9 protein-coding genes are annotated in these 13,606 nt (G+C 71.0%); 5 read left to right on the top strand and 4 right to left on the bottom strand.

The window, feature by feature from the left end; translation table 11 throughout:
* The first annotated feature begins 233 nt into the window (after window positions 1–233).
* Window positions 234–857 carry a TetR/AcrR family transcriptional regulator gene (locus ABD817_RS31360; RefSeq protein WP_344921874.1) on the top strand — a complete coding sequence of 208 codons (624 nt, stop codon included), beginning with the start codon at window positions 234–236 and terminating at the stop codon, window positions 855–857.
* 90 nt (window positions 858–947) lie between these two features.
* Here ABD817_RS31360 and ABD817_RS31355 read toward each other — a convergent pair whose 3' ends face one another.
* The gene (locus ABD817_RS31355) at window positions 948–1,697 is read right to left on the bottom strand and encodes a hypothetical protein (RefSeq protein ID WP_344921873.1); all 750 of its coding nucleotides are present in this window, start codon (window positions 1,695–1,697) and stop codon (window positions 948–950) included.
* A 1,276-nt stretch (window positions 1,698–2,973) separates the two neighbouring features.
* On the opposite strand from ABD817_RS31355, the gene ABD817_RS31350 reads away from it, so the two are divergent.
* The 3 genes from ABD817_RS31350 to ABD817_RS31340 all read left to right on the top strand — a co-directional run bounded on the left by ABD817_RS31350 (window position 2,974) and on the right by ABD817_RS31340 (window position 8,202).
* Complete coding sequence (locus tag ABD817_RS31350; RefSeq protein WP_344921872.1) at window positions 2,974–5,388, top strand: helicase-associated domain-containing protein; 2,415 nt, start codon at window positions 2,974–2,976, stop codon at window positions 5,386–5,388.
* Window positions 5,389–5,769: 381 nt separating this feature from the next.
* Window positions 5,770–6,336: a hypothetical protein gene (locus ABD817_RS31345; protein ID WP_344921871.1), complete on the top strand. Its 567-nt coding sequence runs from the start codon at window positions 5,770–5,772 to the stop codon at window positions 6,334–6,336.
* A 219-nt stretch (window positions 6,337–6,555) separates the two neighbouring features.
* On the top strand, window positions 6,556–8,202 hold the full coding sequence (locus tag ABD817_RS31340) for a DNA repair helicase XPB (protein WP_344921870.1): 1,647 nt from the start codon (window positions 6,556–6,558) through the stop codon (window positions 8,200–8,202).
* Window positions 8,203–8,390: 188 nt separating this feature from the next.
* Here the strand turns inward: ABD817_RS31340 and ABD817_RS31335 are convergent, their stop codons facing one another.
* Window positions 8,391–8,705 carry a hypothetical protein gene (locus tag ABD817_RS31335; protein WP_344921869.1) on the bottom strand — a complete coding sequence of 105 codons (315 nt, stop codon included), beginning with the start codon at window positions 8,703–8,705 and terminating at the stop codon, window positions 8,391–8,393.
* Between the two features lie 131 nt (window positions 8,706–8,836).
* Between ABD817_RS31335 and ABD817_RS31330 the strand changes: the two genes are divergently transcribed.
* Complete coding sequence (locus tag ABD817_RS31330; RefSeq protein ID WP_344921868.1) at window positions 8,837–10,858, top strand: HelD family protein; 2,022 nt, start codon at window positions 8,837–8,839, stop codon at window positions 10,856–10,858.
* A 105-nt stretch (window positions 10,859–10,963) separates the two neighbouring features.
* Here ABD817_RS31330 and groL read toward each other — a convergent pair whose 3' ends face one another.
* Complete coding sequence (groL, locus tag ABD817_RS31325) at window positions 10,964–12,589, bottom strand: chaperonin GroEL (RefSeq protein ID WP_344921867.1); 1,626 nt, start codon at window positions 12,587–12,589, stop codon at window positions 10,964–10,966.
* A 572-nt stretch (window positions 12,590–13,161) separates the two neighbouring features.
* A complete protein-coding gene (locus tag ABD817_RS31320) occupies window positions 13,162–13,362 on the bottom strand; it encodes a cold-shock protein (protein ID WP_012895270.1) in 201 nt (66 codons plus the stop codon).
* Window positions 13,363–13,606 lie beyond the last annotated feature (244 nt).

Below are 13,606 nucleotides of genomic sequence, written 5' to 3'. Positions count from 1 at the left end.
CCCCACCGCCTTCTTCGGCCCCACCGGCTTCTTCGGCCCCACCGTCTTCTCCAGCCTCGCCGGTTCTCCAGCCTCGCCGGTTCTCCAGCCTCGCCGGTTCTCCGGATGGCGGGTCTTCGGCCGGGAACGGGGACCGGACCTGGGCGGGCGGGGACAGCCGCGATGCGGTGCTATCCGGTGCGATCCGTCATGGAGGGCACTGGATAAGGTCACGGAGGAGGTATCGGCAGAGAATGACCAGATCGACGCGCGAGCGGATCATCGACGAGGCCCTGCACCTGTTCGCCGAACGGGGCTACGCGGCGACCTCGGTGGCCGAGATCGAGGCCGCCTCCGGCCTGTCGCCGGGCGCCGGTGGCCTCTACCGGCACTTCAAGTCCAAGTACGAGGTGCTGGCCGCGGCGATGAACGAGCACGCCACCAGGACGCGAACACAGATCGCCGGGACCCTGACCGAGCTCAGCGTCGTCGACACCTCGACCGGCGTCGAGGAGCGGCTGGCCCACCTGTGCAGGTCGGGGCTGGCCAAGGTCCGCGAGGAGAGGGAGCTGACGCGCGTCTTCTTCCGCGACCTGAGCCAGTTCCCCGAGTTGGTCGCGACCGTGCGCGAAGGTCTGCTGCAGCCCATGTTCGACGCGATCACCACGTGGTTCCGTACCCAGCCCGAGTACGCCGGGGCCGCCGCCGACTGGCCCGCCATCGGAGCCGTGCTCGGCGGGGCGGTGCTCCAGTATCAGCTGTTCGAGGAGACCGTGGGCGAGCCTCCCGGCCGCGTGGAGCGCGACCGCTTCGTCGCCTCCTGGGTATGCCTCGCCCTCGGCCTGCTGCCCCGCCCCGCGGTCCAGGCCCTCGGCTGACGGACCTGGCGGACCTGATGGACCTGGCGGCAGGCGGGCCACCGGGTGGCCACCCCGCGCGGGAGCGGAGGCTGTGAGGTTTCCAACATCTCACCCGGACCGGCGGATTCCCCTTCCCACGGGAACCGGAGGGTTGAGCAGCCGGTAGGCCAGCCAGAAGACAGCCCACGCCGTACCCAACAGGAACATGAGCCCGCTGATGGTGAAGAACTCCTCCACCACCGAGCCGAGGTCGTTCCTGGCCCGTACGAGGGCGACCAGGCTGCCGCCGAGGGTGTAGCTCACGATCGGAGCGGCGAGCCCCAGCGCCTTGTCGGAGGTGTGCCAGTTCTCGCAGGCGATCACGACGATCACCGCGACGGCCCAGATCAGCACCGGGATCCTGAAGATCGCGATCGGGGCGAGCGGGAAGGGGATCAGCAGACCGGCCAGGGCGAGCAGGCCCAGGCCGACCATCTCGCGCCGGTGGCTCAGCAGGACCGTCCGGGCGTCCTGGGTGCCGGGGACGATGTCCTCCCTCGACCGGGCCGGGCGTCGCCGGCGCATCCAGTCGGGCCGGTTGCGCGCCCGCTTCTTGGCCAGCCGTTCCTCGGCCTCCCGCATGCCCCTGGCCACCCCGGGCGGAAGCCCCGGGCGGCCCTCCGTGCCTCCCGGCCTCCCGCGCGGCGCCTTCTGGCGATCCTCCTCGGGCCGCTCCTGTTGTGACTCCCGCGGCCTGTCCGGTGCCTCCCCCTGTGCCACCGGCGGCGGGAGGGGGTCCTGTACGGGAGGGATCTCCTCGGTCGGCGGGTCGCCCTCCACCGCGTCCTCCCACTCGTCCGCGGCGTCCTTCCCGCTCACCGGTCGGCTACCACCCGGGCTGTCGGGCTCGTCCTCTCCCCGGTCCTCTCCCCGGTCCTCTCCCTGGGCGGCCGACGACGACCGCGGGCGGGCCGGGAACACCCGCCCCGCCCATCCGGACCCGCGCGGGACCGAGGGCTCGGGAGCATCCGGCCCGGAACGGCCCCCCTCAGGACGATCCGCCTCAAGAGAGTCCTCCTCAGGACGGTCCGAAGCTGGACGGTCCTTCTCAAGAAGGTCCCCCTCAGGACGATCCGAAGCGGGATCATCCCGTTCGACCCGGTCCGGCACAGGACGGTCCTGCTCGGGGGGATCCGGCTGAGGGTGATCCGCAGCGGGACGGTCCGGCCGGGGTTCACCGGCATCGGGATGAGCGCCCGTCGAGGCGTACGGATGCCCCCGCACAGGCCGCCGGGAAGACGGAGGGGCGGGATCCCTCGGGGTGGGGACCGGACCTTGGGGAACGCCCTCCTCGGAGGAGGGAGCGGAGTCCTCGGGAACGGCACCCTTCGAGGAGGGAGCGGGATTCCCGGGGACGGGCTCCTCCGGGGTGGGGGCGGCGAGAGGCATCGCGGCCACGGGAGGGACGACACCCCCGGCGCGGGCGGGGCGGTCGGCGTCACCAGGGGACCCAAGAGACCCGGGAGACCCAAAAGACCCACGAATCCCGGGAGACCCGGGAGACCCGGGAGATCCGGGAGTCCCGATGGGCCCCTCCTCCCGGGGTCTGGGAACCGCGCCGGAGCCCTCACGCCCGCCCCGGGAGCCCCACAGACCTCGCAGGCCCCGCAGTCCCTGAGAGATCCCCTCGGAGATCCCCTCGTAGACCCGCGGCCCGGAGCGCCCCGGTGGAATCTCCCCGGAAGCGGAAGCGGAAGCGGAAACGGAGGAGGAAGCCGCCTCCCTGTCCAGGCGGCGCAGCTCGCGGTGGACCAGCGCGGCGGGGTCACCGAACCGGGCCAGGACCCTCGCCACGGCGGCCGGGTCGTCCGTCCCCGCGCGCTCGGCGTCGATCCGCCTGCGCAGCACCGCCACGAAGTCGATCCGCTGCCTCGGCTGCAGCACGCCGTGGGCCGCGTCGGCCGCCTTGCTGACGTAGTCCAGGACGAGCTGGTCCGCACGCTCGATCACACTGGCCATCCTCTCTCGACATCGCCTCGCTCGTGAGCTTCTTCCCTCATTCACCGTCCCTCACATGATCGATCGGCCCTCTTCGCGCGATCACGGAATTCCCCCAGGCCGCGCGATGTCGGTCAAGCCTCCTACCATTGGCGGAATGAGCACGGAGTTCACCGAGTGGTTGCGCGGCCGGAGCGATGACCGGTTGCGGGCCCTCGTCTCCGTACGCCCCGAGCTCATCACCCCCGTGCCCGCGCACCTGGAGGGGCTCGCCGGGCGGGCGAGCAGCCCGTCGGCGGTGGGCAGGGCGCTCGACCGGCTCGACCGGTTCACGCTCGCGGTCGTGGAGACGCTGGCCGTGCTTCCCGGTCCGGTCGCCTACAGGTCGCTGCGCGCCCAGATGGCCCGCGCCCTTCCGGGGACGGCCGATCCGGGGTTCCAGAGCGCCCTCAAGGAGACGGTCGAGCGGCTGCGCACCATGGCCCTGATCTACGGGCCCGATCGTGCCCTGGCTCCGGCGCCCGGGGTGCGGGAGGTGCTCGACGCCCCCGCCGGGCTCGGCCCGCCCGCCGTGGAGGCGTTCAGGCACCATCCCGCCGAGCGGCTGGCCGAGCTGGTCCAGGACGTCGCGGGCGAGGGTGGCGAGACCCTGGGCGCCACCAAGGAGGCGCTCGCCACGCTGCTCGGAGACGGAGAAATCGTCGGAAGGCTGGTCGAGGAGGTCTCGCCGCAGGCGCGGTCCGCGCTCAACGAGCTGGTCTGGGGCCCGGCCAGCGGCCGGGTGCCCAACGCCCGCCGCGAGGTGCGGGCCGCCACCGCCCAGTCGCCGATCGAGCAGCTCCTCTCCCGCGCCCTGCTCGCCGCCACCGGCGAGGAGACCGTGGTGCTGCCCCGCGAGGTCGCCCTGTTCCTGCGCGACGGCCGCGTTCACCGGGACCTGTCCCCCTTCCCGCCCGCGACCGAGGGCACCGAGCGCGACCGGGGGCTCGCCGACCGCACCGCGGCCGGGCAGGCGTTCACGTTCACCCGCGCGGTGGAGGAGCTGTGCGAGCGCTGGAGCACCGACCCGCCCGGCGTGCTCCGCAGCGGCGGCCTGGCCGTGCGCGACCTCAAGCGGACCTCGGCCCTGCTCGACCTGCCCGAGTGGGTGACAGGGCTGATCATCGAGGTGTCGTACGCGGCGGGGCTGGTCGCGGCGAGCGGCACGGTCGACGGCGACTGGATGCCCACCCCCGGCTACGACGGCTGGCGGGTGAAGGCCACCGAGGACCGCTGGGTGACGCTGGCCACGACCTGGCTCACCATGGACCGGGTGCCGGGGATCATCGGCGAGCGCGACGAGCGCGACCGGCTGCTCAACGCCCTCCATCCCGACCTGCGCCGCCCGGCCGCCGCCGAGATCCGCGCCACGGCCCTGGGCATACTCGCCTCGACGCCGGGGGTGGCGCCCACCCTCGACGCGGTACGCGCGCGCCTGGCCTGGGAGCAGCCCCGCCGTCGCGGAGGCCACCGTGACCAGCTGGTGGAGTTCACCCTGCGCGAGGCCGAGCAGATCGGCGTCACCGGGCTCGGGGCGCTCGCGGGCCACGGCCGCGCCCTGCTCCCCGACTCCTCCGGCGGTTCCGGCGCCCCGGCCGGATCCGGTGGCGGCCGTCCGGTGTCCGCCGCCCACCTGCTGCTCCCGCTCCTGCCCGAGCCGCTCGACCACGTGCTCCTCCAGGCCGACCTGACCGCGGTCGCCCCCGGGCCGCTCACCGGCGACCTGAGGCGGTGGCTCGCGGTGGCGGCCGAGGTGGAGTCGACCGGCGGCGCGACGGTCTACCGCTTCGACGAGCGCTCGATCCGGCGGGCCCTGGACGCCGGGCAGGGCGCCGACGAGCTGCTGACCATGCTGGAGCGTCATTCGACCACGCCCGTGCCGCAGCCGCTCAGCTACCTGGTCACCGACGTGGCCAGGCGCCACGGCCGGATGCGCGTCGGCACGGCGAGCGCGTACGTGCGCTGCGACGACTCCTCCCTGCTCGACGAGGTGATGGCCGACAAGCGGGCGATCCCGCTGCGGCTGCGGCGGCTCGCCCCCACGGTGATCGCCTCCAAGTCCTCCCGGCCGACGCTGGTCGACGCGCTGCGCGCGATGGGCTACGCACCGGCGGCGGAGTCGCTCGACGGCGACGTGATCATCACCCAGCTCGACGTCCGCCGGACCGAAGCCACGTCGGCGGGCCGTTCCCCGGTCACTTTCAGCGGTCACGAGGCCGACGTGGTCGCGGCCGCGGTGCGCGCGGTGCGGGCGGGGGACGCCGCGCACCAGGCCCGCCGCGCCCCGGTGGCCGCCCCCGGCGGCCAGGTGCCGCGCTCCCCCGCCACCGCCACGATCACCGCCCTGCGCGAGGCCATCCGGCAGGGATCGCAGGTGTGGATCGGCTACCTCGACTCCCAGGGCAACGCCACCAGCCGGATCCTCGAACCCGCCCGGATGGAGGGCGGCTATCTCACCGCCTACGACGAGACGCGGGCGGCGGTGCACCGCTTCGCCCTGCACCGCATCACCGGCATAGCCGACATCGTGTGAGATGCCGCCTGCCGGTCCCGTGGAGGAGCGGTAAGCCCTGTCGTTCGTGCCGGGCTCCCCGAAACGCGGCGGCTCGCCGACCCTCACGGAGAAACACCGGGAGTCGGCGGACGGTAGTCTCGATCCCGGAAGGGCTCGCCGCGATCTCGGCCGACGGTCCGAGGTCCGAGGTCCGAGGTCCAGGGTCCGGGATCCAGGGTCCGGGATCCAGGGGCCCGGCACAGCGCGTCGCTCGCCGGGGCGCGAAGGTCCTTCTCCGGCTCTCCTCCGGGGTCCGGCCGCCGGGACGCGACCGAGTCCATTCGCCTATGGCGCGCGGCTCACGCCCCATATCGTGATATCAGTTGACGTTCTGAGCTCCACAGAAGCGAGAGATCCCCAGTGAGCAGCGGTCACTCCGAAGGCCCCAGCACCAACCCGGACGACTGGAAGAGCCCCTACGCCACGGGGCCGGGCCAGACCCCGGGTCACGACCGGCAGCCGTACGGCTACGAGCAGACCCAGCAGAGCCACCAGCCCGGCTACCCCCAGCCCGACTACGGCCAGACCCCTGGCTACACCCAGCCCGCCTACGGTCAGACCCCCGGCTACCCCGACCAGGGATACGGGCAGGGATACGGCGAACAGCCCTACGGGCAGGGCTACGGACAGGAGTACTGGCAGGGCCACGCGGTCCCGCCTCACAACGTCGAGGGTGTCAGGACGCACGCGATCGTCGCCCTCGTCATCAGCCTCGTGCTCGCGCTGAGCTGCTTCGTGAGCCTCGGCGGCCTCGTCGGCACCATCCTGTCGGGTCTCGCGCTGGGCAAGGTCGACACCGACCCGCGAGGCGCGAGGAACCTGCTCAGGTGGACCTGGATCAGCATCACCGTCAACTTCGTGCTGCTCGTCCTGGGCGTGACCTTCTTCATCGTCGCCGGTCTCAACGGCGCCTTCGGCACCGGCTGACCATGCCGGGGACCTCCTTCCGGATTGCGCGTACGAGCGACGGGCAGACGTTGACCGGGCACCCGGCGGGCGGGAGGACGGGCACATGAGAGGGCCGGGCGGGACTGCCCCGGCGCTTCCGCCTGTTGCACACAGGGAGCGCGGGACGATCCGGCGGGCGCCCACGAGTGCGACCATGAGCCGATCCGCCGTAACCTGCGGTAACCGAGGGAGAAGTCTGTGACTGACGGACCATTGATCGTCCAATCGGACAAAACCCTGCTCCTTGAAGTCGATCACGAGCGGGCCGGGGAGTGCCGCAAGGCGATCGCCCCGTTCGCGGAGCTGGAGCGTGCCCCCGAGCACGTGCACACCTACCGGATCACCCCCCTGGCGCTGTGGAACGCGCGGGCCGCAGGGCACGACGCCGAGCAGGTGATCGACGCGCTGATCGCCCACAGCCGCTACCCCGTGCCGCACGCGCTGCTGGTCGACGTCGCCGAGACGATGTCGCGCTACGGCAGGCTCCGCCTGGAGAAGCACCCCGCCCACGGCCTCGTCCTGACCAGCACCGACAAGGCCGTACTGGAAGAGGTGCTGCGCGCCAAGAAGATCCAGCCGCTGCTTGGCGAGCGCCTGGGCGACGACGGCGTGGTGGTGCACCCGAGCGAGCGCGGCAACATCAAACAGCACCTGCTCAAGCTGGGCTGGCCCGCCGAGGACCTGGCCGGATACGTCGACGGCGAGCACCACCCGATCACGCTCACCGAGGACGGCTGGGAGCTGCGCGCCTACCAGCGGGAGGCCGCCGAGGCGTTCTGGCACGGCGGCTCCGGCGTGGTCGTGCTCCCCTGCGGGGCGGGCAAGACGATCGTGGGCGCGGCGGCGATGGCGCAGGCCAAGGCGACGACGCTGATCCTGGTGACCAACACGGTCTCCGCGCACCAGTGGAAGCAGGAGCTGCTCAGGCGGACCTCGCTGACCGAGGACGAGATCGGCGAGTACACCGGCACGAAGAAGGAGATCCGGCCCGTCACCATCGCCACGTACCAGGTGATGACGACCCGCAGGCAGGGCGTCTACCGGCACCTGGAGCTGTTCGACGCCCGCGACTGGGGTCTGGTCGTCTACGACGAGGTGCACCTGCTGCCCGCGCCGATCTTCCGGATGACCGCCGACCTGCAGGCCAGGCGGCGGGTGGGCCTGACCGCGACGCTCGTGCGCGAGGACGGCAGGGAGGGCGACGTGTTCTCCCTGATCGGCCCCAAGCGGTACGACGCGCCGTGGAAGGAGATGGAGAACCAGGGCTGGATCGCCCCGGCCGACTGCGTCGAGGTGCGGGTGACGCTGACCGACGAGGAGCGGCTCGCCTACGCGATGGCCGACTCCGAGGAGCGCTACCGGTTCTGCGCGACCACGCCGTCCAAGACACGGGTGACCGAGGCGCTGGTCCGGCGGCACCTGGACGAGCAGGTGCTCGTCATCGGGCAGTACATCGACCAGCTCGACGAGCTCGGCGAGCACCTGAACGCGCCGGTGATCAAGGGAGAGACGAAGGTCAAGGAGCGGGAGCGGCTCTTCCAGGCGTTCCGCGACAAGGAGATCCAGGTCCTGGTCGTTTCCAAGGTCGCCAACTTCTCCATCGACCTGCCGGAGGCGGCGGTGGCCATCCAGGTGTCGGGCACCTTCGGGTCCCGGCAGGAGGAGGCGCAGCGGCTGGGCCGGGTGCTGCGGCCGAAGGCGGACGGGGGCGGGGCACGGTTCTACTCGGTGGTCAGCCGTGACACCGTGGACCAGGATTTCGCCGCCCACCGGCAGCGGTTCCTGGCCGAGCAGGGGTACGCGTATCAGATCATCGACGCGGACGACGTGCTCGCCGGAGAATGACCCCACATGGCGAACACGTCGTCAATTTGTGTCAGGTCCACGAAATCCCGCGGGCTTTCGACAAACAAACCACCCCCTCGCTAGGCCTAGAGGCCACTGGCGACATACCCCCATGATCTGTGGGAGTCACCATGTTCGCCTCGCTTTTTCGCCATTTCGACGGAGAATTACAGAGAGTGTCAGGGCGATTACCGAACGATCAGGCCGCCGGCGAAGAGAATGCCCTCCGCGATCACCCAGGCGACCGCCCCGGCGGCCATCAGAACGGTAAAACGATTTTTGTCGCCGCGCCTCACCGGCGCCGACAGGGCGGCCGCCGCGCAACAGGCCGCGACAGCCGCGAACAGGAACGACAGCCTGACCACCCCGTCCAGCCTGTCCGCGCAGCCGGGATCGGAGCAGAAGGCCTCGACCCCCCAGCCCGCGAACACCGAAAGCCCCCAGAGCGCGGCCAGCAGAAGATTGGCGACGACCGGGATGACAGGGGAGATCCGCACGATCATCGGGATACCCGCGACCGCCGCGTCCCAGTCCGCCGTTAATCCTTTTGAAGCGCGGGAGAGGCACCGCTAGGCTGGTCGATTCGCTACCCGACGACCACCACCTCCGTTTATCGAATGGGAGGCGCTTCAGCGTGCCCGCACACCAATTGGCCCCCGACATAACCGACGACCCCGCCCGGATCCTCGCCGCCGAGCGCGAGCACCTGGCCACCTCCAGGGCGGCGCTCCGCGCGATGCGCGAGCACGCCCGCTCCCTGTCCTCCGACGCCGCCGGAGACTGGGTCTCCCAGCAGATCCTCCAGGCACTGCTGGACCAGCGCGTCGAGGCGCTCGCCGACCACTCCGGCACCCCGCTGTTCTTCGGCCGCCTCGACCGCCAGGCGGGAGACGACCTTCCCGGCACGGTCTACGTCGGGCGCAGGCACGTCCACGACGACAGCAGCCGCCCCCTGGTCATCGACTGGCGGGCCCCGGTCTCGCGGGCCTTCTACCAGGCCAGCCCGTCCGACCCGATGCGCGTCGCCCTGCGCCGCAGGTTCGGCTACCGGGGCGGTGACCTCACCGCCTACGAGGACGAGCGCCTCGACCAGGGCGGCGCCGCCCTCGCCCAGAGCAGGATCCTCACCGAGGAGATCGAGCGCCCGCGCTCGGGGCCGATGCGCGACATCGTCGCGACGATCCAGCCCGACCAGGACGAGATCGTCCGCTCGGACCTGGGGCGGACGGTGTGCGTCCAGGGCGCCCCCGGCACCGGGAAGACCGCCGTCGGCCTGCACCGGGCCGCCTACCTGCTCTTCACCCACCGCGAACGGCTCGCCCGCTCGGGCGTGATGATCGTCGGCCCGAACCGGGCGTTCCTCTCCTACATCTCCTCCGTGCTCCCCGCCCTGGGCGAGGTCAAGGTCGACCAGACCACGGCGGCCGGGATCCTCGGCGACCACTCCGCCCCGGAGGACCCCGCCGTCAGCACCGTCAAGGGCGACGCGAGGATCGTCCCCGTCCTCGGGCGGGCCCTGTGGATGCACGTCGTCAAGCCCACCGAGGGCGTGCTGTTCACCAAGGGGATCAACCGCTACCGAGTGGCCGACCACGAGGTCCGCGAGATCGTCGCCGCGCTGCGCGGCACCACCCGCTACGGCCCGGGGCGCGCCACGCTCGCCCAGCGCCTCGCCCACCTGGTGCTCGTCCGGATGGAGCAGCGCGGCGAGTCGCCCGACGACCGGGTGCAGGACGCGGTGGCCAGGTCCAAGCCGGTCAGGCAGCTGGTGGACCTGGTCTGGCCCAAGCTGACCCCGCAGCAGGTGCTCCACCGGCTGTTCAGCGACCCCGCCTTCCTCGCCGCCGCCGCCAAAAACGACCTCACGGCCGAGGAGCAGTCGCTGCTGCTGTGGGCGAAGCCCGCCAAGTCCTTCCGCTCCGCCAAGTGGTCGGCGGCCGACGGCGCGCTGATGGACGAGCTGGCCGACATGATCGAACGGACCGTCCCGCTGGGCCACCTGGTCGTGGACGAGGCCCAGGACCTGTCGGCGATGCAGCTGCGGGCCCTGGGGCGGCGCTGCCGCACCGGCTCGGCCACCGTGCTGGGCGACCTCGCGCAGGGCACCACACCCTGGTCCGCCCGCTCCTGGACGGAGGTCCTGACCCATCTCGGCTTCGAGGACGGCGCGGTCACCGAGCTCACCCTCGGCTTCCGCGTACCCCGCGAGGTCCTCGACTACGCGGCCAGGCTGCTGCCCTCCGTCGCCCCGGACCTGGCCGCCCCCCGGTCGCTGCGACCCGGCGCGGGCTCCCTGTCGGTGCGCCCGGCGCCCGACCTGGCCGCCTCACTGGCCCGCGCCGCCGAGGAGGCCCTCGCCCGCGAGGGGTCGATCGGCGTCATCGTCCCCGACGCCTCGGTGAGCGCCGTGTCCGAGGCCCTGTCCCACCTGGAGCACCGGGTGCTGAGCCCCGACACGGTCGACGACCACCGCCTCCTGGTCATCCCGGCGTCCCTGGCCAAGGGCCTGGAGTACGACCACGTGATCGTCGCCGAACCCGCCGACATCGTCGACGCGGAACCCCGGGGCCTGGCCCGCCTCTACGTGGTCCTGACCCGCGCGGTCACCTCCCTGACCGTCCTGCACTCCAGGCCGCTCCCCGCGCAGCTCGGCTAGCCTCGGGGCCGCGTACGAGCCGCCGCGCCGGGACAACGGAAGACGGCGACAAAAAGAGGCGGCCCCGGCACTTCGGGGTCGCCTCTTTTTCGAAAGCGCGTGGACTCAGAAGTCCATGTCGCCGCCGCCGGGCATGGCGGGGGCGGCTCCGGCCTTCTCGGGCTTCTCGGCGATGACGGCCTCGGTGGTGAGGAACAGCGCCGCGATGGACGCCGCGTTCTGCAGCGCCGAACGCGTCACCTTGGCCGGGTCGATGATGCCCGTCTCGAACAGGTTGACGTACTCGCCGGTGGCGGCGTTGAGGCCCTCACCCGCGGGAAGGTTGCGCACCTTCTCCACCACGACGCCACCCTCGAGGCCGGCGTTCACGGCGATCTGCTTCAGCGGCTCCTCCAGAGCCTTCTTCACGATCGCGGCACCGGTGGCCTCGTCGCCGAAGAGCTCCAGCTTGTCGAACGCCTTGGCGCCGGCCTGCAGCAGCGCCACGCCACCGCCGGGGACGATGCCCTCCTCGACGGCCGCCTTCGCGTTGCGAACGGCGTCCTCGATGCGGTGCTTGCGCTCCTTGAGCTCGACCTCGGTCGCCGCGCCGGCCTTGATGACGGCCACGCCGCCGGCCAGCTTGGCGAGACGCTCCTGGAGCTTCTCGCGGTCGTAGTCGGAGTCGGTGTTGTCGATCTCGGCGCGGATCTGGTTGACCCGGCCGGCGATCTGCTCGGGGTCACCGGCACCGTCGACGATGGTGGTCTCGTCCTTGGTGACGATGACCTGGCGGGCCCGGCCGAGCTGGTCCAGGCCGGTCGACTCCAGCTTCAGACCGAGGTCCTCGCTGATGACCTGGGCACCGGTCAGGATGCCGATGTCGCCCAGCATCGCCTTGCGGCGGTCGCCGAAGCCCGGCGCCTTGACCGCGACCGAGCGGAACAGGCCGCGGATCTTGTTGACGACCAGGGTGGCCAGGGCCTCGCCCTCGACGTCCTCGGCGATGATCAGCAGCGGCTTGCCGGCCTGCACGACCTTGTCGAGGACCGGGAGCAGGTCCTTGTTGGCGGACACCTTGGAGTTGACGACCAGGATGTACGGGTCGTCGAGGACGGCCTCCATACGCTCCGGGTCGGTCACGAAGTACATCGAGATGAGGCCCTTGTCGAAGCGCATGCCCTCGGTGAGCTCAAGCTCCAGGCCGAAGGTGTTGCTCTCCTCGACGGTGATGACGCCTTCCTTGCCGACCTTGTCCATCGCCTCGGCGATCATCTCGCCGATCTGCGGGTCGCCCGCGGAGATGGAGGCGGTGGAGGCGATCTGCGCCTTCGTCTCCACGTCCTTGGCGAGCTTGGACAGCTCCTCCGACACGCGCTCGACGGCGGCCTCGATGCCCTTCTTCAGGGACATCGGGTTGGCGCCGGCGGCGACGTTGCGGAGGCCCTCGCGTACGAGAGCCTGAGCGAGCACGGTGGCGGTGGTGGTGCCGTCACCCGCGACGTCGTCGGTCTTCTTGGCGACCTCCTTGACGAGCTCGGCCCCGATCTTCTCCCACGGGTCCTCGAGCTCGATCTCCTTGGCGATGGAGACACCGTCGTTGGTGATGGTGGGGGCGCCCCACTTCTTCTCCAGCACGACGTTGCGGCCCTTGGGGCCGAGGGTCACCTTGACGGCGTCCGCGAGCTGGTTCATGCCACGCTCGAGACCGCGCCGGGCGTCCTCGTTAAACGCGATCATCTTGGCTGCCATACGGCTAGACCTCCCAGAGACAGGGTGGCTTACACCGGACCGAGCCGACGCCCGCGACGGCATGTGGGCCCACGACTCCGTTCGGCGGGCCCCATCGCCTCGATCCAGGATTGGCACTCTCTATGCGTGAGTGCCAACAATCTGTTTAGCACTCTACCCTGACGAGTGCAAGCCGCGATCCGTTGACCTGCGCCGCGTGTGGAGGGGACTTCAACTCCGCGTCACACCGGTGTAGATCCCGCGTCATGTCGGCGTACGCGGCACGTCATCGTCGGCGCCCGGCCCTCGGCGTCTCGGCGCACCCGTGTCCCCGCGTCCCGTGTCGCGCCGGGCGCGCGTCCCGCGCGCCTCGTGGAACTCCGCACGATCGCGTGCCCCGCGCCCGCCTCCACGCGCCCCGCGCGACCCACGTGTGATCCCTGTGGACCCCGTACGACCGCGCGTCCCGTTGCGACGCGAAGGCCCGGCTCGCCGGTTGGGGAGGCGAGCCGGGCCTAGGCGGTGAGGATCCAGCGAACCGCGATGCCGCGGGATCCACCGGCTCTTCCCTGCGAATTCACGAAACGGCTACGTCAGACCGCCCGGACGGACTCCGCCTGGGGACCCTTCTGACCCTGGGTGATCTCGAACTCGACCCGCTGGCCCTGTTCGAGGGCACGGTAGCCATCCATCATGATCGCGGAGTAATGGACGAACACATCCTTACCACCGTCTACCGCGATGAAGCCGTAGCCCTTGTCCGCGTTGAACCATTTGACGGTGCCCTGCGCCACGTGCGACTCCTCTTACTGGTCTTAAAGGACGACGCCCATTCCTCTCGCGAAGTCCTCAATCTCCGGGACGGACTTCGCCCCCTCGATCGTTCCGACCATACCTGTGGGAAGCGGTATGACAACAGAGTCAAGCACCAAACTACCTCTTTACGAGAGCTTTTAGCACGAGAGCAAAGTTTCATCATCACTATTAGTTAGTTAAGGGTTACATTATTCATCCACGCCACAAATATGAGCTTGTGTC

It is taken from the genome of Streptosporangium oxazolinicum (assembly GCF_039537505.1).
GTDB lineage: Bacteria > Actinomycetota > Actinomycetes > Streptosporangiales > Streptosporangiaceae > Streptosporangium > Streptosporangium oxazolinicum.
This window is presented reverse-complemented; position numbering and strand designations above follow the sequence as displayed.

What these genes read in the sequence shown, in the direction of transcription:
- ABD817_RS31335 (WP_344921869.1), bottom strand. Translation starts at nt 8,705, where the DNA reads ATGATCGTGCGGATCTCCCCTGTCATCCCGGTCGTCGCCAATCTTCTG.
- groL (WP_344921867.1), bottom strand. Translation starts at nt 12,589, where the DNA reads ATGGCAGCCAAGATGATCGCGTTTAACGAGGACGCCCGGCGCGGTCTC.
- ABD817_RS31350 (WP_344921872.1), top strand. Translation starts at nt 2,974, where the DNA reads ATGAGCACGGAGTTCACCGAGTGGTTGCGCGGCCGGAGCGATGACCGG.
- ABD817_RS31360 (WP_344921874.1), top strand. Translation starts at nt 234, where the DNA reads ATGACCAGATCGACGCGCGAGCGGATCATCGACGAGGCCCTGCACCTG.